Source organism: Aliiroseovarius sp. S1123, from assembly GCF_023015885.1.
Classification (GTDB): Bacteria; Pseudomonadota; Alphaproteobacteria; order Rhodobacterales; family Rhodobacteraceae; genus Aliiroseovarius.
In genome coordinates this window covers 350,225-372,174 of sequence record NZ_JALKBE010000003.1, presented here as the reverse complement: position 1 = coordinate 372,174, position 21,950 = coordinate 350,225, and the positions used below count along the sequence as shown (strand labels likewise).

General features: G+C 59.3%; 21 protein-coding genes. 10 read left to right on the top strand and 11 right to left on the bottom strand.

What is annotated here, in order from left to right:
• Nucleotides 1-84: 84 nt before the first annotated feature.
• Nucleotides 85-972, top strand: a complete 888-nt coding sequence (locus MWU53_RS08610) for a LysR substrate-binding domain-containing protein (protein WP_247092434.1) — start codon at nt 85-87, stop codon at nt 970-972.
• Between the two features lie 122 nt (nt 973-1,094).
• Nucleotides 1,095-2,642, top strand: coding sequence for a DUF2125 domain-containing protein (locus MWU53_RS08605; RefSeq protein WP_247092432.1), 1,548 nt, complete (start codon nt 1,095-1,097; stop codon nt 2,640-2,642).
• A 109-nt stretch (nt 2,643-2,751) separates the two neighbouring features.
• Here the strand turns inward: MWU53_RS08605 and MWU53_RS08600 are convergent, their stop codons facing one another.
• The 3 genes from MWU53_RS08600 to MWU53_RS08590 form a co-directional block, all read right to left on the bottom strand.
• A complete protein-coding gene (locus MWU53_RS08600; RefSeq protein ID WP_247092431.1) occupies nt 2,752-3,123 on the bottom strand; it encodes a hypothetical protein in 372 nt (123 codons plus the stop codon).
• Nucleotides 3,124-3,359: 236 nt separating this feature from the next.
• A complete protein-coding gene (locus tag MWU53_RS08595; protein WP_247092430.1) occupies nt 3,360-4,064 on the bottom strand; it encodes a helix-turn-helix domain-containing protein in 705 nt (234 codons plus the stop codon).
• Nucleotides 4,036-4,320: a hypothetical protein gene (locus tag MWU53_RS08590; RefSeq protein WP_247092546.1), complete on the bottom strand. Its 285-nt coding sequence runs from the start codon at nt 4,318-4,320 to the stop codon at nt 4,036-4,038. Before MWU53_RS08590 ends, MWU53_RS08595 begins: the two co-directional genes overlap by 29 nt.
• Before the next feature lie 167 nt (nt 4,321-4,487).
• Here MWU53_RS08590 and MWU53_RS08585 point away from each other — a divergent pair, with 167 nt between their 5' ends.
• The 4 genes from MWU53_RS08585 (at nt 4,488) to MWU53_RS08570 (ending at nt 7,732) form a co-directional block, all read left to right on the top strand.
• The gene (locus MWU53_RS08585) at nt 4,488-4,988 is read left to right on the top strand and encodes a hypothetical protein (RefSeq protein WP_247092429.1); all 501 of its coding nucleotides are present in this window, start codon (nt 4,488-4,490) and stop codon (nt 4,986-4,988) included.
• A 118-nt stretch (nt 4,989-5,106) separates the two neighbouring features.
• Nucleotides 5,107-5,730, top strand: coding sequence for a ribonuclease HII (locus MWU53_RS08580; RefSeq protein WP_247092428.1), 624 nt, complete (start codon nt 5,107-5,109; stop codon nt 5,728-5,730).
• 126 nt (nt 5,731-5,856) lie between these two features.
• Nucleotides 5,857-6,957 carry a site-specific DNA-methyltransferase gene (locus MWU53_RS08575; RefSeq protein ID WP_247092427.1) on the top strand — a complete coding sequence of 367 codons (1,101 nt, stop codon included), beginning with the start codon at nt 5,857-5,859 and terminating at the stop codon, nt 6,955-6,957.
• Nucleotides 6,958-7,108: 151 nt separating this feature from the next.
• Nucleotides 7,109-7,732 (top strand): glutathione S-transferase, encoded by a 624-nt coding sequence (locus tag MWU53_RS08570; RefSeq protein ID WP_247092426.1) that lies wholly within the window; start codon nt 7,109-7,111, stop codon nt 7,730-7,732.
• Here the strand turns inward: MWU53_RS08570 and MWU53_RS08565 are convergent.
• Together MWU53_RS08565 and mutY are read right to left on the bottom strand one after the other, a co-directional pair.
• Complete coding sequence (locus MWU53_RS08565) at nt 7,729-8,868, bottom strand: alkane 1-monooxygenase (protein ID WP_247092425.1); 1,140 nt, start codon at nt 8,866-8,868, stop codon at nt 7,729-7,731. The genes MWU53_RS08570 and MWU53_RS08565 overlap by 4 nt on opposite strands.
• A gap of 50 nt (nt 8,869-8,918) precedes the next feature.
• A complete protein-coding gene (mutY, locus tag MWU53_RS08560; RefSeq protein ID WP_247092422.1) occupies nt 8,919-9,959 on the bottom strand; it encodes an A/G-specific adenine glycosylase in 1,041 nt (346 codons plus the stop codon).
• An 89-nt stretch (nt 9,960-10,048) separates the two neighbouring features.
• On the opposite strand from mutY, the gene MWU53_RS08555 reads away from it, so the two are divergent.
• Both MWU53_RS08555 and MWU53_RS08550 read left to right on the top strand, forming a co-directional pair.
• A complete protein-coding gene (locus MWU53_RS08555) occupies nt 10,049-10,567 on the top strand; it encodes a DciA family protein (RefSeq protein ID WP_247092420.1) in 519 nt (172 codons plus the stop codon).
• Nucleotides 10,568-10,572: 5 nt separating this feature from the next.
• The gene (locus MWU53_RS08550; RefSeq protein WP_247092418.1) at nt 10,573-11,229 is read left to right on the top strand and encodes a DsbA family protein; all 657 of its coding nucleotides are present in this window, start codon (nt 10,573-10,575) and stop codon (nt 11,227-11,229) included.
• Between the two features lie 123 nt (nt 11,230-11,352).
• Here MWU53_RS08550 and lpxK read toward each other — a convergent pair whose 3' ends face one another.
• From lpxK to MWU53_RS08520, 6 genes are all read right to left on the bottom strand, one after another.
• Complete coding sequence (gene lpxK, locus MWU53_RS08545; RefSeq protein ID WP_247092416.1) at nt 11,353-12,351, bottom strand: tetraacyldisaccharide 4'-kinase; 999 nt, start codon at nt 12,349-12,351, stop codon at nt 11,353-11,355.
• On the bottom strand, nt 12,351-13,637 hold the full coding sequence (locus MWU53_RS08540; RefSeq protein WP_247092414.1) for a glycosyltransferase N-terminal domain-containing protein: 1,287 nt from the start codon (nt 13,635-13,637) through the stop codon (nt 12,351-12,353). The genes lpxK and MWU53_RS08540 overlap by 1 nt, the downstream gene beginning before the upstream one ends.
• Before the next feature lie 83 nt (nt 13,638-13,720).
• Nucleotides 13,721-14,638, bottom strand: coding sequence for an alpha/beta hydrolase (locus MWU53_RS08535; RefSeq protein WP_247092412.1), 918 nt, complete (start codon nt 14,636-14,638; stop codon nt 13,721-13,723).
• Between the two features lie 9 nt (nt 14,639-14,647).
• Nucleotides 14,648-15,901: an organoarsenical effux MFS transporter ArsJ gene (gene arsJ / locus MWU53_RS08530; RefSeq protein ID WP_247092410.1), complete on the bottom strand. Its 1,254-nt coding sequence runs from the start codon at nt 15,899-15,901 to the stop codon at nt 14,648-14,650.
• On the bottom strand, nt 15,898-16,902 hold the full coding sequence (locus tag MWU53_RS08525; RefSeq protein WP_247092407.1) for an ArsJ-associated glyceraldehyde-3-phosphate dehydrogenase: 1,005 nt from the start codon (nt 16,900-16,902) through the stop codon (nt 15,898-15,900). Before MWU53_RS08525 ends, arsJ begins: the two co-directional genes overlap by 4 nt.
• An 80-nt stretch (nt 16,903-16,982) precedes the next feature.
• On the bottom strand, nt 16,983-18,050 hold the full coding sequence (locus tag MWU53_RS08520; protein WP_281501335.1) for an NAD(P)-dependent oxidoreductase: 1,068 nt from the start codon (nt 18,048-18,050) through the stop codon (nt 16,983-16,985).
• Between the two features lie 336 nt (nt 18,051-18,386).
• Between MWU53_RS08520 and MWU53_RS08515 the strand changes: the two genes are divergently transcribed.
• Both MWU53_RS08515 and MWU53_RS08510 read left to right on the top strand, forming a co-directional pair.
• Entirely contained in the window at nt 18,387-21,212 is a 2,826-nt protein-coding gene (locus MWU53_RS08515) for a molybdopterin oxidoreductase family protein (protein WP_247092403.1), read from the top strand.
• Entirely contained in the window at nt 21,212-21,943 is a 732-nt protein-coding gene (locus MWU53_RS08510) for a 4Fe-4S dicluster domain-containing protein (RefSeq protein ID WP_247092401.1), read from the top strand. Before MWU53_RS08515 ends, MWU53_RS08510 begins: the two co-directional genes overlap by 1 nt.
• Nucleotides 21,944-21,950 lie beyond the last annotated feature (7 nt).

Sequence of the window (21,950 nt, the reverse complement as noted above, 5' to 3'; positions counted from 1 at the left end):
GGATCAAGCAGAGGGGCTGGATCGCGCAAATCAGTATTGCTATTATTTTGGTGTAGAAAAACTCAATCTAACTGAAAGCGCGCCATGCCCGTCTCGCCACCCCGTCCGAAAGGCCCACATCTGAACGCCCTGCGCGCGTTCGAGGCCGCGGCGCGTTTGGGCAGTTTCTCGGCAGCGGCAGAGGAGCTGTCGGTCACGCCCGGCGCGATCACCCAGCACATCAAGACGTTGGAAGCCTGGGCAGAGACCCCGCTGTTCGTCCGCAGCGCCCGTGGCGTTGCGCTGACTCCGATGGCCGAAACGCTGGTGCCCGAGTTCACCCGCGCCTTTGACCAACTGGGCCTCGCCGTCCATGCGCTGCGCGAGCAGGTCGCACCCAACAAGATCAAACTGGCGACGCTGCCGTCTTTGGCGCAGTACTGGTTACCCGCCCGTTTGGGAAAGCTGCGCCAGATCGCCCCGGATTTGCAGGTATCCGTCATCGCCCTGGAAGAGCCGCCGAATCTGGTGCGCGAACCCATTGATATGTCGCTGTTTTTCACCTCGGACCCCTTGGGGCCAAACGATATCGAAGTGCTGCGGGATCGCATCTTCCCGATTTGCACCCCGGACGTAGCCGCGCGCCTGACCCGCCTTGAAGACCTGCGCAACGAAACACTACTTCGCGACAGCACATGGTCCAACGATTGGGAGCACTGGCTGTCCGCGCAGACCGATCTTGGCGGCATCGCCTCTGGCGGGACAGAGCATTCGCTGTTCGCCGTCGCGCTGGAGGAAGCGCGGCACGGCGGCGGCGTTCTGATGGCGCACGAAGCCTTGGTGCAGCGTTTTCTGGACAGCGGCGAGCTGGTGCGCCCCTTCGCAGGCATTGTTGACCTTCCGCGAAAGCTAGTCTTACACCTGTCACCCAAGATGGCCCGCTCGGATCAACTGGCGCTGATCAAGGATGTTTTGCTGGACACTGTGCAATAGACCAGCGGACCGCCCGGATGCATTGAATCTGCTTCGGTCAATACCCTGAAAGGTGTTGTAACCCCAAAATCACTGACATACCTTCGCGCCAATTGAACTTTGAGTGCAAAGGATTATCGCACATGCAAACTCTTGCCACCCGGCTGACCTGCGCCGCTTTTTTTGGCGCAACCTTCCTGCCCGGTTCTGCATTCGCAGACCTCTCTACCAGTGATGTTTGGACGCATCTTCAGCAAAGCTCGACCGTTTTCGGTGGCGCGCTCAGCGCAGAGACTTCGGCGCGCGGTGACGGCCTTGCGCTGCAGAACGTGACTTTCGACATGATGCTGCCGTTTGATATGGGATCGGTAAGCGTAGATCTGGGCGCGTTTGATCTGATCGATATGGGGGATGGCCGGGTCGAGATGATCGTGCCCGAAAACAGCACGTATACGTTGACCTATTCCGGCACGGATGGGGAAAGCTTCGGCGGCGCGATGACGATGACCCACCAAGGGTTCACCAACATCTTCTCGGGCAGCCCGGAAGAGATCACCTTTGACCAGAAAGCCGCCCGGTTGGATATCGCGGTCGAGCTTGATGGCGCGCCGGAAGAGATCACGGGCTTCTCGATGAACGGCACGTATCTTGGCCTTGTGGGTCAGTCGGTGACCAAATCGGGCGAGATGACGACCTCGGACATGACCTTCGCTGCGGACGAACAGAACATCACATTCAACCAGTCGATGATGGTCGACGATACCGGTCCGATCACGGCGGCGTCGGTCATGAAATCGGGCCGTATCGAGGGCGAAATGCGCATGGTGAGCCCGTCCGCCGGGATCGACTTTACCAACCTTGCCAAGGCGTTGCGCGACGGGCTGGTGATGGACATGACCACCCGCATGACCGATTACAGCACCGAACAGGTGACCTCGCAGGGGGATACGCTGATGATGGCGCAGTCGTCTTCGGCCAAGTCCTATGATTCCTCGATGAAGCTGGATGCAAGCGGCATCACGATCTCGGGTCCGGCTGAAGATTTCCGTCTTCAGATGGAAATGCCGATGATGCCGGGTCTGCCGCTGGGCGGAAACATTGCGTCGATGTCGGCCACCATGCAAGCGCCACTTCTGGCGGATGACAGCTTTGGCCCCGTTGCGTTCAACCTCGACCTGAACGGACTGACGCTGGACGATATGGTCTGGGAGATGGGTGACCCGATGGGTGCCCTGCCGCGCGATCCGATCCACCTGACCATCGATCTGACCGGCACGCTGAAGCACAATGTCGAGTGGCTGGACTTCGCCAACCTTGAAGCCAATCTCGAGGCGCTGGGTGACATGCTGCCGGTCGAGCCGGGCAGCGCGACGCTGAACGCGCTGCGCCTGTCGGCCGTTGGGGCCGAGGTCACCGGCGAAGGTGCCTTTACCTTTGACGCCACAGACCTCGAGACTTTCGACGGCCTGCCGCGTCCCGAAGGCAAGCTGACCCTGCGCGCCAAGGGGCTGACCGCCCTGTCGCAGAAGCTGGTTCAGATGGGCATTCCGGCAGAGCAGATTACAGGGTCGATGATGATGCTGGAAATGTTCTCGGCTGCCGATGCCGCGAACGGAGACGATGCCCGTATCACCACGCTTGAAGTCACCCCCGACGGATCGGTCTTCGCCAACGGGATGCAGCTTCAGTAAGCTTCGCGCCTACATCCATTGAAACGAAATAGCCCGGCACAAGTCTTCCTTCTGCCGGGCTACGCTTTTTAGCTTGCTTGGCTTGACCCATAGGTCATGGCCTTGGATATTAGCGACCGTTGTCGTTCTTGTTCGACTTACCGGGTACGCCATCGCCGCCGCCATTGCCGAAGCCGTTATTGGCTTTCGAACCTTTGCCGCCGCCGTTGCCGCCATTGCCGCCGTCTCCGCCGCCGCCGCCATCAGGTGTACCGCCGCCGGTTCCGTCATCACCGCCGCCGCCACCATCAGGGGTGCCGCCACCGGTTCCATCATCGCCGCCACCAGTACCATCACCAGTGCCGCCGCCACTGCCATCGCCGGTACCACCACTGCCGTCGCAGCTGGTCGTGCAGCCCGTTTCGGCTGTGGCTTGAGTTGCTGGCATCATCAGAACAGCGGCCAAAAGCGCTGCAAAAAGTCCAGGAATCTTTGAATTCATAATTCCCCCTCCTAATAAATTTTCCGCCCAACCACGCGGGTACTAATGTCTGGTTGCGCCGCTCAGTTTACTCAAGATCAGCCCGGAAGTCCAATTTTCCGCCGTCTTTGGGCCACATTCTCGCCTCAATTGAGGGGCCGATTGACCCACCGAAGCAAAGCAGGTCTGCACCGATATGGACCGACCTGCTTGGTGTTTTATGTGAAATGAGCGTCCTAACGCGCGATCCGCACGTGTCAGATCATCCGAATAACGTCTTTATCAATAGACAGCATATAGCCGCGACGGGCGATGGTTTTCACCAAAAGCTCGCTCATCAGCTGGTTGCCCAGCGCGTCGCGCAGACGCTTGATGCGGGTGGCTCCGGCGGCCTCGTCGCATTCGGACGGGTCACGGCCCGAGATCAGCCCCTCAAGCTGCGAGCCAGACAAAACATCCTCGTCCATACGCGCTTCGGCCAATGCAGACAGGGTTTCAATCGCCGCTTCGGTCAGCGAGAACTCCATGTTGTTCAGGTACACGGTGCGTTCCTCGCGGCTGATCAGAAGCGAATTCACCTGAATGCCCGCGCGCTCGATCTCGCTCATGCGGCGGTTCAGGCCGACAATGGTCAGAAGGAACACAAGCGCCGCCACCAAAAGTGCGGTGGCAAAAATCAGCAACACGAAAATCACCATGCGATAGCTGGTCAGCGTATCGGCAAAAGACGTGCCTGACTGAGCCAGAATTTCAAGCAACTTGATTTCCGCACCCGAGTTCAGCCCGTCATTCTCTACAAATATCTGTTCAACCCGCGCGTTAAAAGCGTTGGCATCCGGCAAGGTCATGAACAGAAACACGGCCGCCAGCAGAAGAATCACGACAATCGCCGCGATCCCGATGACAACCACCCGATTCGAGCGCTTCAGCGCATCAGTAGCGAAGGAAGAATTTTCCGGCACTGTCTTTCCTTTCCTCAAGGCCCGTAGCGTCGAATATGGATTGGACCTTCAGCAGAGACCAGCCATTGGCCTCCAACCGGTCACTTATCTGCCGACGCGCGGCTTTGCGATTGTCGCAAGCGTCATCGGGCAGCTCGATCACACCATAGTGGAGCTTTAGCGGGTTATCCCGTTTGGCCTTGTAGTCGGCATAGCACGCGGCCTGAGCCGTCGATGCCATTGCGACAAGGATAAGAGTGAGTGCTGTTTTTTTCATCATGCCCTGACCATGCTGTGCAGGCGCTGGTTATTCAATAACAAACCCCGCCTGAACGCCATGATAGGGGATAACACCGCCCCGTTATTGCCTGTCTTTAAGGGGGATCCGCATGTTGGGGGCATGACAAGCGCCTGCCGCGCCGATCCAACAGACAGGAGGGTCCGATGATCCAGTATTCAATGCCCCGTTCGTTTATGAAGCTCATTCTCAGTGCAGCCGTGGCGGCCACATTGGCCGCGTCCCCTGTTCAGGCACGTGACGCCACAGACAGAGACGACACCGCCGCCATCATCGCCGCCCTTCTGGGTCTGGTCACGCTTGGCGTTCTGCTGTCCGGGAATGATGACGAGCCGTCCACCCCCTATGGTCATGTCTCGCGCCCCTACAAGCCGACCTATCCTGATCGCCCGCACCGCCCACACCGGGTCAGCAAGTACCGTTCGTTGCCGGCAAGCTGCCTGCGTGAATACCGCACGCAGACCGGTCGCAAAATTATGTTCAGCAGCAATTGCCTGAACAAGAACTTCAAATATGCCAGCGGCCTGCCCCGCACCTGCAAGCGCAACCTGGTCGTGAAGAGCCGCAAGGGCATTTACGTGACGCGCCGGGGGTACCAGCCCGAATGCCTCAGCGAACGCGGCTATCGCGCCACACGTCACTATTAAGCATATCGAGCAGCGGCGTGGCGGTCCCTTTCACTTTACGCGCCGCTAAACTTGGCAGAGGCTTCGGCCTCTGCCCTTTTTACTTGCGGGGCCGAGCGGTTTGAGTCACCCCAAGAGAATGACAAAAACTGTTCCTGATTTCAGCTTCGAAGCCGCCGCGATGACCCGTGGCTTTCAATATATCGCCGGAGTGGACGAGGTCGGACGCGGCCCTTTGGCCGGTCCTGTCACCGCCGCCGCCGTCATTCTGAATCCTGATGACATCCCTGAAGGGCTGAACGATTCCAAAAAGCTGTCCGCAAAACGGCGCGAAGCGCTGTGGGACGCGATCCATGAAAAGGCCTGTGTCTGCATCGCGCACGCCTCGGTCGAAGAAATCGACGAGCTGAACATCCTGCGTGCCAGCCATTTGGCCATGGAGCGCGCGGTGGCCGGGCTGTCGCAACAGGCAGACTACTTGCTGATCGACGGAAACCAGACGCCGCGCGGTCTGACCGGGCCGTCTGAAACCATCGTAAAGGGCGATGCGCGATCCGTGTCGATTTCCGCCGCATCCATCGTGGCTAAAATTGCCCGCGATCGGATCATGGTGGATTTGGCGCAACAGTTCCCCGGCTATGGCTGGGAGACGAACGCAGGATACCCGTCAAAAAGCCACAGGTTGGCGCTTCAAAATCTTGGTGTTACCCCACACCATAGACGTTCATTCAAACCGGTACACAATATCTTGTATCAACAGTAAAATGTAAGTTGCTGATTCAAAAAAGAATTTGACGGCGAATCCACTTTGACTCATCCTGTTCTCATCAAAACGAGCGTGAAAACACGCCGCTGATAGAGCGCTAAAGCGCCGGTACATGAGGCAGAAATGGTAACCAAAACCAAAACAAAGGCGGCTGTAGAGCTGCCCCTGAACCAGATTCTTGATGGCGACTGCATCGAGGTGATGAACAGTCTTCCTGAAAACTCGGTCGACATGATCTTCGCGGATCCCCCCTATAATTTGCAGCTGAAAGGTGAACTTCACCGCCCGGACAATTCGAAAGTCGACGCCGTCGATGACGACTGGGACCAGTTCGACAGCTTCAAAGCATACGACCAGTTTACCCGCGCCTGGCTGAAAGCCGCGCGCCGCATCCTGAAACCGAATGGCGCGATTTGGGTCATCGGCTCGTATCACAACGTATTCCGCATGGGCGCCGAGCTTCAAAACCAAGGCTATTGGATCCTGAACGACGTCATCTGGCGCAAGTCGAACCCGATGCCGAACTTCCGCGGCAAGCGCTTTACCAACGCGCATGAGACGATGATCTGGGCCTCGAAATCCGAAGGCGCCAAGTACACGTTTAACTATGAAGCCCTGAAGGCGCTGAACGAAGGCGTTCAGATGCGTTCCGACTGGGTTCTGCCGATTTGCACAGGCCACGAGCGCCTGAAAGACGAAAACGGCGACAAAGCACACCCGACTCAGAAACCCGAAAGCCTTCTGCATCGCGTTCTGGTCGGCGCCACCAACCCCGGCGACGTGATCCTTGATCCGTTCTTTGGCACCGGCACCACCGGTGCGGTTGCGAAGATGCTGGGCCGTGACTTCATCGGCATCGAACGCGAAGAGGCCTATCGCAAGGTGGCCGCGAAACGCATCTCTAAGGTGCGCAAGTTCGACAAAGAAGCCCTCACCACCACGCCGTCGAAACGCGCCGAACCGCGCGTCCCCTTCGGCCAGTTGGTTGAGCGCGGCATGCTGCGTCCGGGCGAAGTTCTGACCAGCCCGCGTGGAAAAACCGCAAAGGTGCGCGCTGACGGCACGCTGATTTCCGGTGACGCCCGTGGCTCGATCCACCAGGTGGGTGCTGCGCTGGAAAGCGCACCCAGCTGCAACGGCTGGACATACTGGCACTTCAAGCAGGACGGAAAGAAAGCTCCGATCGACCTGCTGCGCCAGCAGATCCGCGCGGAAATGAACTAAGCCAGACTTCCTTACACAACAGAATTTGCGTGGCGCGCGATAGACGCGCCCGCATCATCAGGTACCGCCTGTGCCTGTGGCCCGCCGCCACAGCACAACCTGACTGACCCTGCCTACTTGTTAGGCAGGGTTTTTTTTGGTTTGTGGTGGCATGACCGCGATCCTGTATTCCTTCCGCCGCTGCCCCTATGCAATCCGCGCCCGTCTGGCGATTGCCAGCGCCGGTGTTCAAGTTGAACTGCGCGAGATCCTGCTGCGCGATAAACCCGCCGCGTTTCTAGATGCGTCGCCCAGCGCGACGGTGCCGTGTTTGGTCTCTAATTCAGGGGTTTTGGACGAAAGCTTGGACGTGATGACATGGGCTCTGGGCCAGTCCGACCCCGAGGGTCTGTTGGACATGCCCGAGGCCGGGAACGCCCTGATCGACCGCTTCGACGGCCCGTTCAAACGTGCGCTGGACCTAACGAAATACGCGGTGCGACATCCGGGCAGTGATCCAGAAGAGACGCGGGCCGAAGCGATGGAGATGCTTAGTGCGCTGGAGGATCAACTGGCCGAAGGCTGGCTGTTCGGCGCTCGCCCGACGCTGGCAGATCTGGCCATCCTACCCTTCGTCCGTCAGTTCGCGAATATCGACAGGGCACGCTTCGACAGCGAGGCAACACCCCACGTTTCGGCATGGTTAGAGACGTTTTTAGCCAGTGACCGCCTGTCCTTCGTAATGAAAAAGAACGCTGTTTGGACGGAAGGTGACACGCCCTTGATGTTCCCCTAACGGATCACCGGCGGCGGCAGGGTGCCCGCCTTATACGCGCTCCAATCACTCACATCGGGATAGTGCTGCTTGCGCCAAGCGCGCACGCGCGGGTTCATCACACGTCGCCAGATGGGCGGGATCAGCGCCGCCATCGTCATGATCGGATAGCCATAAGGCAATTGTGGCGCCTCGTTGTCGGGATAGGTCTGCAACAGCGGGAAGCGACGCGCAGGCTTATAGTGGTGATCCGAGTGCCGCTGCAGGTTGATCAACAGCCAATTTGACGCCTTGTGATCCGCGTTCCAGCTGTGATGCGGCATCACGCGTTCGTATTTGCCGTCACCCAGATGTTTCCGGGTCAGGCCGTAATGTTCGACATAATTCACAAGCTCCAGCTGCCAAACGGCGACAAAGGCCTGAAACGCAAACAGCGAAAGGCCCATCCAGCCGCCGATCCAGACTGCCAGAATGATCGCGACGAACTGCAAGGTGCCATAGCGCCAGAACGGGTTAGCGCGGTCAAAGGCCGACAATCCACGCCGCGCCAGCATCGCTTTCTCGGCCCGCCACGCCGAGACCGGCGCTTCGGTCAGAACGCGGAAGAAGAAACGATGGAAGCCCTCGTTATACCGCGCGGTCACGGCGTCGCGGGTGGTGCCAACATGGGGGTGGTGAACCAGCAGATGTTCGGTGCGGAAATGGCTGTAGAGCACGGTGGCCAGCAGCAGATCACCTAACCAGCGCTCGAACCGATTGGATTGGTGCATCAGCTCGTGGCTATAGACGATGCCAACCGTGCCGGACAGCACGCCAACGCCAAAGAAGGCCGCGAATTTTTCAGCCGTCGACAGGTGCTCGGCCCCGGTCACGTACCAAATCATGCCATAGATCATTACGAACTGAATCGGGAACCAGATCATGGTGATCAAGCGATACCAGAACAGATCCGCATCCTCGATCATCGGGTCCGCGTTTTCCGTATAGCGACCGGTGATCGCGTCGAGGATGGTATAAAGCCACCATGTGCCCAGCGGCGGCAGTAGCAAAAACCATCCGCCTTGCGTTACGGCGACAATCACCAACAGGGGCAGAGCGATCGAGATGCCGAAGGGCGCGGCGTTGCGAAAGCGCGAGATCGTGGACGCAGGAAGCATGGCGTTTGTCCTTCTGTTGACGCACAGGTTAGCGGTGAAACCGCCTCCGCTCAATGCGACAGATGCGTTGTCGCCACGTCAAAGGCTTTGCGCATCACCGTCGGCAGATCCGAGCGTTTGATGTCCAGAAATAGACCCTGTTTAGGCTGAATCAGGCCTTCTATCTGCACAACCCGTAGCGAGAGATGCAGGTTGAAATGCGTAAAAACGTGCCGAACTTCCACGCCGGGATCTTGCCAGTCGGCGTCAAAAGGCGGCTGCTCGACCGCGACGTCACCCCAATCGGCGCCCGGCCATCCCAGCATCCCGCCCAGCAATCCTTTCTCGGGTCGCCGCTCCATCAACCATTCTCCCGCCGCGTTTCGGGCCAGATACGCGACGCCATACCGCGTGGGCTTCTTGGCTTTGGGCTTCTTCTTGGGCAGCTCAGCCTGAACACCCACTTTCCGGGCCAAACAGTCTCTATTCCAAGGGCAAATACCGCATGCGGGCGATTTCGGCGTGCAGATCGTGGCGCCCAAATCCATCACCGCCTGGGCATAATCGCCTGCCCTTTCCTGCGGGGTTAGCGTTTCGGCCAATTGCGTCAGCTTACCCTTGGCATCAGGCAAAGGTGTTTCAACGTGAAACACCCGCGACATCACCCGTTCGACATTCCCATCCACCACCGTTTCCGGCAAATCATACGCAATCGCCGAGATCGCAGCCGAGGTATAGGGCCCGATCCCCGGAAGCGCCTGAAGCCCATCGCGGGTCGTGGGAAAAGCGCCCAACTGGGCCACCTCGCGCGCGCATTTCAGAAGATTGCGCGCCCGAGCGTAGTATCCAAGCCCAGCCCATTCGCCCATAACTCGATCATCATCGGCCCCGGCCAGATCCTGAACCGTGGGCCAAATGGACATAAATCGGGTGAAATAGTCTCTTACTGCGGCGACGGTGGTCTGCTGCAACATAATTTCGGACAACCACACGGCGTACGGGTCCGGCATCACGCCCTGTGCCCGGTCGCCCGGGCTGACGCGCCACGGCAGATCGCGGGCATGGCGATCGTACCAGTCCAGAAGATCAGCAGTTTTCGGCACGTCACGCACGTGTTATCTCCTATCCGTCGTTTGTTCTGGCATAGCAAAGTGAACAGCCTAGAATAAGCGAAAAGAAACGAGTCACACCTATCTGTCAGATGGAAAAACCCAAAGCATATCCCCGCCGCAAAAAGGGTTTCGAGCGCACCTCGTCCCTGCTGTCGGCCCGGATTCGCAAAGCCAGCGAAACGCGCGGCTTTGCGGTGACGCGTGTGCTGACCCATTGGGCAGAGATCGTGGGCGAGGCGACGGCCACAATCTCGCGTCCCGTGGACATTTCCTATGGGCGCGGCGGCATGGGCGCGACGCTGACGGTACTGACCACCGGCGCGCAAGCGCCGATGCTGGACATGCAAAAGGACCAACTGCGCGAAAAGGTAAACGCGGTCTATGGCTATAACGCCATCTCGCGCATTCGGATTACACAAACGGCGGCAACGGGCTTTGCCGAAGGGCAGGCCCAGTTCACGCACGCCCCGAAGAAACATCCCCAACCTGACCCCAAAGACTTGGCCCGCGCGACGGACGCAACCAAAGACATAGGTGATGAGGGGCTTCGATCCGCGCTCGAGCTTTTGGCGCGGAACGTCATAACTAAAAACAAACACAAGGCATAATACAGATGAATCGTATCCTTCCGATCCTGATCGCAGCGGTGATCGCCATTGGCGGCGCATTCTATATGACGCAGAACAACGGCTCGCTTCCCGGCGTGTCCGTGGCCGAAGCGCAAAGCAACGACGCAGCCGTTGAGCCGGCCGCCGATATGTTTCTTGGTGATGAAAATGCGCCGCTTACCGTGATCGAGTATGCCTCGTTCACCTGCCCCCACTGCGCCAACTTCCACAAAGACGCGTTCAAGAAGCTGAAGCAGAACTATATCGACACCGGCAAGATTAAGTTCGTCCACCGCGAGGTTTACTTCGACCAGTTCGGACTGTGGGCAGGTATGATCGCCCGCTGTGGTGGTGACGAGCGCTATTTCGGTTTGGCTGACCTGATCTATTCCGGCCAGAAAGACTGGATTGCCGACGGATCGCCCACCACCATCGTGGCCAATCTGAAGAAACTGGGCCGCACCGCCGGCATGACGGACGAGCAGATGGATGTCTGCCTGCAGGATGAAGACTCGGCCCGCAGCCTGGTCACTGCCTATCAGCAAAACGCTGGCGCGGACGAGATCACAGGCACCCCGTCCTTCATCATCGACGGCACCAAATACTCGAACATGAGCTATGACGATTTCGCGGCTATTCTGGACGAAAAGCTGGGATCGTAAATCGATCGGGTTAGGGGCAAATAGTCCACGCGTTTCGAGAGAAATAGCATCGCCAATACCTTGTCGCGCTTCGCGCTCTCAGGACATTGGCGATCTGAATATCTAACGACTTCTCGAAACGCGTTACCCCATAAGGATACGCGAAAGAGCTGCGTCAACTGCACTCCAATCCTGAAGCTCCAATCGCACGGGCACGGTCAGCACCTTACGGCGAAATCCGTCCGGCAGACGCACGGCATCTTTCTCGGTCGTTACCAACTGAGCACCCAAGGCGGCGGCCTCAATCTCAAGCCGTTTCATTAACGCGTCGGTCAGGGGTTGGTGATCGGCCAATGCCTCGGCCCGCAGCAGATTTGCGCCCAAGTCACTTACCGTGGCAAAGAACTTCTCGGGTAAGCCAATCCCGGCAAAGGCCAGTACATTCATCCCCTGCCAATCCATGCCCGTTTGAAGCGGCTCCAGCTGCCCGGTGACATGCGGACAGGGGATCGTTTTGCCCCATTTCTGCTGGAATAGGGTCTGCGCGCGGGCATGACCGACAGACAGCAGAAGATCCGCACGCTTCATCCCTGCATGTACAGGTTCACGCAGCGGACCAGCCGGAATACAGCGTGCATTCCCGAACCCTTTCACCGCATCGACCACGACGATGGACAGGGTCTTGTGCACGCTCGGGTTCTGAAATCCGTCATCCATCAGGATGATCTCGGCACCTGCCGCTTCGGCGGCTTGCACCCCCTTCACGCGATCACGGGCAATCCAGGTCGGCGCAAAAGCGGCCATCAACAGCGGCTCATCCCCGACCTGATCGGCCTTATGTTGACGTTCATCAACTCGCAGCGGCCCTTCCTCGCTTCCGCGATGGCCGCGTGACACGATATGGACCGCCCTGCCCTGCGATATTAGTCTCTGAGCCAGCGCAATCGTGGTTGGAGTCTTCCCGGTTCCGCCTGCATTGATATTGCCAATACAGACCACAGGGACCGACGCGCGATAGGCACCGTCTGCGCGCGCGACACGCCGGGCAGTGCCAAACCCATAGAGCCAGCCCAACGGGGACAACAGGCGCGCGCGCCAGTCCGGAGCTTCGGGGTCAGTGAACCAATAACTGGGTGTACGCATCAAAAACCCTTTCGACTTTCAGCTTCGTCCAGTAAATCCAACAGCCGCCGCATCAAAAACTCGCCAACTTCCGCGCCCCTTGTGGTGATATCCCAAGCGGCCATCGCCATCTCGGCCGCCTTGTCGGGGGCCAGAAGGTGCTCGATCTCGACCGCTAGGGTTGCCGCGTCACGCACCCGACGGGCCGCACCGGCACGCATTAAACGATCAAAAGACGCTGCGTGCCGCCCCCCTTCAGGACCGAAAAGCACAACCGAGCCCAATGCCGCGGGGCTTAGCGGATTCCGGTTTGCCCCACCTGCCAAGGTCCCGCCGATCAAGGTGATCGACGCCAGATGCATCCAAAGCGCACATTCATCTGCGCGATCAACGACGAAGATCTGGTCGTCGCGATGTGGGTGGTCGTCCTTTGACCGCGACGAGATAATCCAGCTGTCGGTCTCAAGCTGTGCAGTCAGGTCAGCGGCACGGGCAGGGTCCTGCGGGATCATGACCAGAAGAAGTCGATGCGATTTACGGATCAGAATGCGATGCGCGGACAGAATGGCGTTTTCCTCACGCGGCTCCACCCCTACGGCCAGCCAGACCGGTCGCGCGTCCAGCTTCTGTGCAATTCGGTCTCGTTCCTCGATATCGCAACCGGGCACCTGACTCAGAGGCTGAAGAATACCTGTGACGTCCATCTTCTCGGCAGGAACGCCAAGCTGCAGCAACTCGCGCCGCGATGCCCCGTCTTTGGGCAGAATAGAGTCTAGTTCGACCACCGCATCGCGCAAGGCAGACAGCTTGAACCGCTGCGTCAAACCGCGATCTTGCGGCGCGCCGGCGCCAAGCCAAATGACCGAGACGCCAGACGCTTTCAGCGCGCCAAGTGTTATAAGATCAAGTTCGGGCTGCATCCAGACGACAACATCTGGCTGCCAATGCTCCAAGAAATTGCGAACCGCGGCGGGCTCGAATTTTGGACTGACCTGATGCCGGGCATCATGCGGAATGGCATCGGAGTGTTGCGGGTCATGCGTGGTCAGCAGAAGGGTCACGTCGCCCATTTCTGCCTGCAGGGGCGGAAGAAGCGACGACAGCGCCTCGGCTTCGGTCAGATCGGGCAGACAAGCCCAGATGAGCAACCCATCTGGGCGCGGTTGATCGGATTTTCCCTGCCGCGCACGCGCAAGTGACAACGCGGCGCTGTCCTGCGCCTCGCGCTTGGTCGCGCGGGTCTTGGTAGACGTCTTGCCCTGCAAGGCTTGCAAGCGCCGCAACAGCGATGATCGGATCAGCGACATGGCCTGCCTTTTCCTAACACGCCGAACCGGCGCAGATACCGAGTGTCAGATTACGGGAAGCAACGGCGGGGGGAAAGGCGTGATCAGTGGTGCCATTCGCCGCGAGCCAACATGGTGATTTGCTGCGTGATCCGCGCGAAACTGCGGCGGGCGCGCTCGGACTGGTGGCGGGCGCGCAGATAGCCGTGTACCAACCCAGCTTCGTTGAACCAAGCCGCTTTTCCGCCGGCGTTCAGAATGGAGTCACGATAGTCGCGCCCATCATCCGCCAAGGGATCACATTCTGCCGTAATAGAGACTGTTGGAGGTAGGTCGCCGAAATCCGTATCCTCGAGCGGCGCTGCCGTGGGGTCTGGGCCGTCAGGCGGAGTCGCAAAGCGGATCTTGTTGTAGAATTTCAGATCCTCCATCGACAACATTGGCGCATTTGCGTGGTCGATATAGGAGCCCTTCGTCATGTCGCCACCCAGACCCGGATAAATCAGGACCTGTCCGGCGATATCGGCCTGTCCGCGCAACGCATGACAAGACGCGGCGGCCAAATTCCCACCTGCACTATCACCGACCAAAACAAGTGGTTTGGGCCAAGTTAGAGACACATATTTGACTACAGCCAACGCATCTTCAAACGCGGCGGGATGGGGATGCTCGGGGCAGAGGCGATAGTCGACGCTGACCACACGCAGCCCGGTTTGATCTGCAATTTCGGCACAGACATCATCGTGACTTTCCAACCCGCCGACCACAAACCCGCCGCCGTGAAAATAGATCACGGTGCCCTGCGGGTCACCCGGTTCGTAAATGCGCGTGGGAACGGTCTCGATCCGCTCGTCCCGCACATTCAGCCCCTCGGGATAGCCCGCAAAGAAGGCGCGGCACATGGTGTTGTAGACCTCGCGCTGCTGGGCAGCGGTTCGGTTCACCGCGTCGGGGGGATAGTGGGCGTCCGTCTCGCGAATGAAGCGCCAGATTTCGTCGTCGATCAGCTTTGAATAATCCATACCCGCACGCTAGGCGGCATGATCCAACTTGGCAAGCTGGCGTGCAGACAGCCAACTGGCAGCGGACATTGCGGCGGCGGTCCCTAGGCACAAGGGCAGACCCCCAATCTGATAGGATAGACCAGACAGAAGCGTGCCGATCAGACGGCCCGCGGCGTTGGACATATAGTAAAAGCCCACATCCATCGTCACGCGCTCGGCTTTGGTGAAGGCGAGGATCAGATAGGAATGAAGCGAGCTGTTCACCGCGAAGACAAAGCCAAACACCAGAAGACCCGCGACCAGAACCGGGGTCAGCCAAGCGCCGGGGAACAGGGCGGCGAGCGCCAGCGCACCAATTACCACGGTCAGGATGCCGACCCAGAGCGTAGCAAGGCGGGGAAAATCGTGCGGATCGCGTTGCGACGCTTTCAACAGTTTCGGCGCCCAGGCCTGCACGGCCCCGTAGCCGATGATCCACACCGCCATGAAGCTGCCGATCAGGAAAAACGCGCTGCGATCACCGGCATGCGTCCCGTCCGAGACCACGGCGTGGAAATAGACCGGAATGCCCACGACGAACCACACGTCGCGCGCGCCGAACAAGAACATCCGTGCGAGGGACAAGCGGTTGATCCGCAGGTCTTTCGACCAAACTTGCGAGAATTTGGCTGATTTAGAGCCTTTTGGCAGTCCGGCAGGCATGAAGGCAACCACGCCAATCAGGATCGCACCCAGCACGATGGCCATCGCGATAACGGATGGCGTAAAGCCGATCAGCGCCAGCAAAGCAGCCCCCAACAGGAAGCCAAATCCCTTCACTGCGTTCTTCGATCCCGTCAGGATCGCCACCCAGCGGAACAGCCCGTCGCCCTCGGGCGCCAGCAGCTTCACAGCGCTTTTGGACGACATCTTGGACAGGTCCTTGGCCACGCCGGACATGCCCTGCACCACCATCACATAGATGACCGAAGTCGCGACTGCCCACTCTGTCGATAGCTGCGACAAGGCAATAAGGGCCACAATCTGCAAGGATAGACCCGCATAGAGCGTCGAGGTCAGGCCGAACCGCGCGGCAATCCATCCCGCGGACAGGTTGGTCACAACGCCCATGAACTCATAGAGCAGGAACAGCCACGCCAAGGTGAAGGGCGAGAAGCCCAGCGTGTGGAAATGCAGCAGTACTAGCATCCGCAGCGCGCCATCTGACAGCATAAACGCCCAATAGGCGGCTGTGACGGCGATATATGCGGCAAGCCCCTGTTTGGGCTCGGTTAGGGTCACATCGAGGCTCCGACCATGCGGGCGACATCGGCCAGACGGCAGGCGTAACCCCATTCGTTGTCGTACCAAGCATAGATCTTCACCTGCGTGCCGTTGATTACCATCGTCGACAGCGCGTCAATGATCGAGCTGCGCGGATCGTTGGTGTAATCGGCAGACACAAGCGGGCGTTCCTCGTAGCCCAGAATGCCGTTCAGATCGCCCTCGGCGGCCTCTTTGAAGAAGGCGTTGATTTCCTCGGCGGTGGTTTCACGCTCGACCTCGAACACGCAATCGGTCAGCGAGGCATTCAGTAACGGCACGCGCACGGCGTGGCCGTTCAGACGCCCGGTCAGTTCGGGGAAAATCTGCGTGATCGCCTTGGCCGACCCGGTCGAGGTCGGAATCAGCGAGTTCAGCGCGGAACGCGCGCGGCGCAGATCCTTGGCGGGGCGGTCCACGATGGTTTGCGTGTTGGTCACGTCATGGATCGTGGTCATCGAACCGTGTTTGATGCCGATCCGATCCAGCAGCACTTTCACCACCGGGGCCAGACAGTTCGTCGTACAGGACGCCGCTGTCACCAGATCATGCCCGTCATAGAGGTCGTGGTTCACGCCATAAACGATGTTCAGGGCGTTCTCTTCCTTCACGGGGGCAGAGACGATCACCTTTTTGACGCCAGCCGCATAGTAGGGGGCCAGCTTTTCATTGGTTTTGAACGCGCCGGTGCAGTCGATCACCATGTCGATGCCGAGCTCTTCCAGCGGAAGTGCGTCCAGCGTCCACGACCCGGTCAGCTTCATTTCCTGGCCGTTGATCGTGATGCTGTCTTCACCCGCCGAGAACTCGGCCGGCCAACGCCCATGCACGGTGTCCCATTCCAGCAGATGCGCATGCTGTTCGGCATTGCCCACGGGGTCGTTCAGCAGAACGATCTCTCCGGGGGCACCGTTGTCGATCAGGTCCCGCAGAACCAGTTTGCCCATGCGGCCAAGTCCGTTGATTGCGATACGTGTCATGTCATGCCCCTTTCATTGGTTCCTGCTCACGCGGGATACGTCGAAGGGGTAACAGATTTATGACGTCGCAAACAATGGGGTCAAAGCGAGGCGCGCGGGGACAAGCTCATCGCGTGGGACGCGGTTTCCGAAGTCTGGTTCAACGAAATGACATTGCCCTGAGAATGGGTGGAATAGCCTGTGTTAGAGACACCTGGAACCACTTGAACCTCGGCCCCCTGCCCCGTCAAACGGGCAATCCACGACTTCGCATCCGCCCGGCTTGCCGGGTCGCCCGAGATCAGCCAGACCACGCGACGGCCAGCATTTGCCATCCCGGCATAGTCGGTCAGCACAGCGTCATCGGCAGTTATCCGAGTCGCATCACGGCGGGTCAGCGCCAGAATGTCAGAGTTGGCCGACGCATCATGGATGATCACATCGGCCCGCTGCATTACAGACAGCGCGCGGAAGGTCAGCAGATCCTGCGCACCCGATCCGATGCCCACCAGCCAGATTCCACCCTTCTGATCCGGGTCTTCGCCGGTCAACGACTGGTCAATCAGTTCTTCCGCGCGAACCTCGTCGCCCGCCAGGAAGGCATCGCCAATCGGGCCTTCGATCATCTGCTCCCAGAACCGGCGACGGGCGCGGCCTGAGGTGATGTGATCTTCGATTTTGCCACGAAAACCGCTGAGGAAGCTGGCAAGGCGGCCGTATCCGGACGGCAAAAGCGACTCGATCCGCGCGCGCAAAATACGTGCGATGACAGGTGCGGCACCTCCGGTAGAGATGGCGATGGTGACGGGGCTGCGATCGACAATCGACGGGGTGATGAAATCACACAGCGGCTTCACATCCGCCACATTCACCAGCGCGCCTTCGGCCTTGGCAGCGGCGTGCAGGAACTTGTCCCGTTCCGGGATGTCGGACGCGCCATACGCGATGATGCAGTCCTTGAAATCGTCCTTTTCCGGTAGGCGCGCATGGTGCGTCACGCCCGGTCGCCCAAGCAATCTCAGCAGTTCGGCCTGCGGGTCGGGCTCGAACACATGTACGGCAGCGCCCGCATCCAAGGCACGTTCAACACGTCGGGCGGCGGTGGTACCGCCCCCGTCTATGACCACTTTTCGGCCCTTTATATCCAGAAATATTGGCAGGTGATCCATATCGCGCCTCCGATGAGTTGCGTGTGATATGCACTTGGTTGGGAAATATTTCCATAGATTCGCCCATCAGGACGTTCCGAAAAGGACGGAACGCGCATCGTAGGCATCTTGAAAGGTCATTGTTCCATTCTTGGCGATATTTCTGGTCCGTTTTTGCGGCGTATTCGCGGACTCCACCGAGTCGCCAAAGTGCAAAATCTGGCTATATCCGCAAGGACTTCTGGACCTACCGCACCCCCTGTTTAACTCGGCATTTTAAAAGCAAGACCAACAGGATCGCGCGAAGATGCGCCCGCCAACCGAACCGCCAATGCGGCCAAGGAACAGCAACACGTGATGAGCAAACCTGAAAACATCCAGATCGACACCTCTCCGCCCGTTTCGGACGAGGTGCGCAAGACGACATGCTACATGTGCGCCTGCCGCTGCGGGATCAATGTGCATATGAAAGACGGCAAGGTCGCTTATATCGAGGGCAACCGCGATCACCCCGTGAACAAAGGTGTTTTGTGCGGCAAAGGATCGGCCGGGATCATGCAGCACTATGCCCCGTCGCGCCTTCGTGCGCCGCTGAAACGCGTGGGTCCGCGTGGGTCGGGTGAGTTTGAAGAGATTTCCTGGGACGAAGCGCTTGAGATGGCCGTTGGCTGGATGGGCCCCCTACGCAACGAAGATCCGTCGAAGCTGGCGTTTTTCACCGGGCGCGATCAGAGCCAAAGTTTCACGTCGTGGTTTGCGCAAAGCTATGGCACGCCGAACTATGCGGCGCATGGCGGGTTCTGTTCCGTCAACATGGCGGCGGCCGGCATCTATACGATGGGCGGCGCGTTTTGGGAGTTTGGCCAGCCCGACTGGGACCGCACCAAGCTGTTCATGCTGTTTGGCGTGGCCGAGGATCACGACTCGAACCCAATCAAGATCGGTCTGGGCAAGCTGAAAGAACGCGGCGCGCGCGTGATTGGCGTGAACCCGATCCGCTCGGGCTATAACGCGATTGCGGATGAATGGATCGGAATCACCCCCGGCACGGACGGGTTGTTTATCCTTGCGCTGGTGCACGAACTGTTCCGCGCAGGACAGGTCGATCTGAACTATCTGTCGCGTTACACCAACGCGGGCTTCATCGTGAATAAAGAGCCTAACACAGCAGAAACCGGCCTTTTCATCCGTGGTTCGACGGGCAAGCCGCAGGTCATCTGCCGCGAAACCGGCAAGCTTGCGGACTATGACACACCGGGTGTGATGCCCGATCTGGCGGCGACCTATACGTCTGACGGCCACACGCACCGCCCCGTATTCCAGTTGATGGCCGAACGCTATCTGTCGGACGACTACGCCCCCGATGCCGTGGCCGAACGCACAGGCATCCCCGCCGACAAAATACGCTCTATTGCAGCGGAATTGGCCCGTGTGGCGTTCGAGGAAGAGATCGTTCTGGACCAGCCCTGGACCGATTGGAAGGGCGAGAAACACGACAAGATGATCGGGCGTCCGGTCAGCTTCCACGCGATGCGCGGGATCTCGGCGCATTCGAACGGCTTCCAGACCTGCCGCGCGCTGCACGTGTTGCAAATCCTGCTGGGATCGGTCGAAGTTCCGGGTGGCTTCCGCTTCAAACCGCCCTACCCCAAACCCGTCGAAGCACACCCCGTCCCGCATGTTGGCGTCACACCCGGCCAGCCGCTGAACGGCCCACATCTTGGGTTCGTCCGCGGGCCCGAGCATTTGGCGCTGAAGGACGACGGCAGCCCCGCGCGGATCGACAAGGCGTTCACGTGGGAAAACCCGATGTCCAGCCACGGGCTGATGCATATGGTGATCTCGAACGCGCATGCGGGCGATCCCTACAAGATCGACACGCTGTTCATGTATATGGCCAACATGGCGTGGAATTCGTCGATGAACTCGTCCGAGGTGATGCGGATGCTCACCGACAAGGACGAGAATGGCGATTATGTCATTCCGCACATCATCTATTCCGACGCCTATAGCTCGGAAATGGTGGCCTATGCGGACCTGATCCTGCCCGACACGACCTATCTTGAGCGTCACGACTGTATCTCTCTGCTCGATCGCCCGATTTGCGAGGCCGATGGCGCGGCCGATGCGATCCGTTGGCCGGTGGTCGAACCCGACCGCGACGTGCGCGGCTTCCAGACCGTATTGATCCAGCTTGGCGTGAAGATGGGCCTGCCCGGTTTTGTGAACGAAGACGGGTCCGCCAAGTACGAAGATTACGCCGATTACATCGTCAATCACGAACGTCGCCCGGGCGTCGGGCCGCTGGCCGGTTGGCGCGGTGAAGACGGCAACGGCAAGGGCCGAGGAGAGCCTAATCCAGCCCAAATCGACAAATATATCGAAAACGGCGGGTTCTGGATCAACCACGTGCCCGAGAATGCCAGCTTCTATAAGCCGTGGAACAAGCACTATCAGGAATGGGCCGTAAAGCGCGGGATTTTCGACGTGGAAAGCCCCTATGTCTTCAGCCTGTATGTAGAACCCATGCGCAAGTTCCAGCTGGCCGCTGAAGGGTTCGGAGACCGCCAGCCGCCTGACAATCTGCGTGCACGGATTGGCGAAACGATGGACCCCCTGCCGATCTGGTACGAACCGTTTGAAGAGGGCAATGTCGACACCGAAGAATACCCGATCCACGCCCTGACCCAGCGCCCGATGCATATGTATCACTCGTGGGGCACGCAGAACGCGTGGCTGCGTCAGATTACTGGCAAGAATTACCTCTATCTGCCCACCAAACTCTGGGAAGAGCATGAGTTTGAAGACGGCGATTATGCGACAGTCTCGTCTGTCCATGGCCAGATCACCGTCCCGGTCGCGCATCACGCGGGCCTGAACGGCGATACAGTCTGGACCTGGAACGCCATTGGTAAACGCAAAGGCGCCTGGGCACTGGACGAAGACGCGCCCGAGGCCACCGAAGGCTTCTTGCTGAACCACCTGATCAGCGAACTTCAGCCGCCAAAAGGCGATGGGCTGCGCTGGACGAACTCGGACCCGATCACCGGGCAGGCGGCGTGGTTCGATCTGCGCGTGAAAATCGAGAAAGCAGACCCTAAACCAGCCGAAAGCCAACCTGCGCACCCGCCAATCAAGTCCCCCGTGGGCAAAGGCCCCAAAACCGTGGCGAGGAAGATCTGATGACTGCTTTGCCTTCGAAAACCGACAAGAAGCTGGGTCTGGTCATCGACCTTGATACCTGCGTGGGCTGCCATGGCTGCGTGACGGCCTGTAAGGGCTGGAACACGCAGAACTACGGCGCGCCGCTGTCCGATCAGGATGCTTATGGCGCGGATCCGTCCGGTACCTTCCTGAACCGTGTGTTCAGCTATGAAGCCCAGCAGTCTGGCTGCGCCTCGCAAACCGTGCACATGCCGCGGTCGTGCTTGCACTGCGAAGACGCGCCTTGCGTGACCGTCTGCCCGACCGGCGCCAGCTATAAACGCGAAGAAGACGGGATCGTTCTGGTGAACGAGGATCGCTGCATCGGTTGCGGCCTCTGCGCATGGTCCTGCCCTTACGGCGCCCGCGAACTGGATCGTGAAGCGGGTGTCATGAAGAAATGCACCCTCTGCGTGGACCGGATTTACAATGAAAACCTGCCGGAAGAAGACCGCGTGCCCGCTTGCGTACGCACCTGCCCTTCCGGTGCTCGCCATTTCGGCGATCTGGGCGACCCGGACAGCGATGTGTCGAAACTTGTCGCTGATCGCGGCGGGTTTGACCTGATGCCAGATCTGGGCACCAAGCCCGTAAACAAATACCTGCCGCCCCGCCCCAAAGATCAGCTGGACACCGCGCCGCTGGACACGGTTGCGGACGAGCCCAAAGGCTTCCTTGGCTGGCTGGACAAAGCGCTCGACAAGCTCTGACGGAGGA

Coding starts and splice junctions, on each gene's coding strand:
- MWU53_RS08610 (WP_247092434.1), top strand. CDS start 85: ATGCCCGTCTCGCCACCCCGTCCGAAAGGCCCACATCTGAACGCCCTG.
- MWU53_RS08605 (WP_247092432.1), top strand. CDS start 1,095: ATGCAAACTCTTGCCACCCGGCTGACCTGCGCCGCTTTTTTTGGCGCA.
- MWU53_RS08600 (WP_247092431.1), bottom strand. CDS start 3,123: ATGAATTCAAAGATTCCTGGACTTTTTGCAGCGCTTTTGGCCGCTGTT.
- MWU53_RS08590 (WP_247092546.1), bottom strand. CDS start 4,320: ATGAAAAAAACAGCACTCACTCTTATCCTTGTCGCAATGGCATCGACG.
- MWU53_RS08585 (WP_247092429.1), top strand. CDS start 4,488: ATGATCCAGTATTCAATGCCCCGTTCGTTTATGAAGCTCATTCTCAGT.
- MWU53_RS08580 (WP_247092428.1), top strand. CDS start 5,107: ATGACAAAAACTGTTCCTGATTTCAGCTTCGAAGCCGCCGCGATGACC.
- MWU53_RS08575 (WP_247092427.1), top strand. CDS start 5,857: ATGGTAACCAAAACCAAAACAAAGGCGGCTGTAGAGCTGCCCCTGAAC.
- MWU53_RS08570 (WP_247092426.1), top strand. CDS start 7,109: ATGACCGCGATCCTGTATTCCTTCCGCCGCTGCCCCTATGCAATCCGC.
- MWU53_RS08565 (WP_247092425.1), bottom strand. CDS start 8,868: ATGCTTCCTGCGTCCACGATCTCGCGCTTTCGCAACGCCGCGCCCTTC.
- MWU53_RS08555 (WP_247092420.1), top strand. CDS start 10,049: ATGGAAAAACCCAAAGCATATCCCCGCCGCAAAAAGGGTTTCGAGCGC.
- MWU53_RS08550 (WP_247092418.1), top strand. CDS start 10,573: ATGAATCGTATCCTTCCGATCCTGATCGCAGCGGTGATCGCCATTGGC.
- lpxK (WP_247092416.1), bottom strand. CDS start 12,351: ATGCGTACACCCAGTTATTGGTTCACTGACCCCGAAGCTCCGGACTGG.
- MWU53_RS08540 (WP_247092414.1), bottom strand. CDS start 13,637: ATGTCGCTGATCCGATCATCGCTGTTGCGGCGCTTGCAAGCCTTGCAG.
- MWU53_RS08535 (WP_247092412.1), bottom strand. CDS start 14,638: ATGGATTATTCAAAGCTGATCGACGACGAAATCTGGCGCTTCATTCGC.
- MWU53_RS08525 (WP_247092407.1), bottom strand. CDS start 16,902: ATGACACGTATCGCAATCAACGGACTTGGCCGCATGGGCAAACTGGTT.
- MWU53_RS08520 (WP_281501335.1), bottom strand. CDS start 18,050: ATGGATCACCTGCCAATATTTCTGGATATAAAGGGCCGAAAAGTGGTC.
- MWU53_RS08515 (WP_247092403.1), top strand. CDS start 18,387: ATGAGCAAACCTGAAAACATCCAGATCGACACCTCTCCGCCCGTTTCG.
- MWU53_RS08510 (WP_247092401.1), top strand. CDS start 21,212: ATGACTGCTTTGCCTTCGAAAACCGACAAGAAGCTGGGTCTGGTCATC.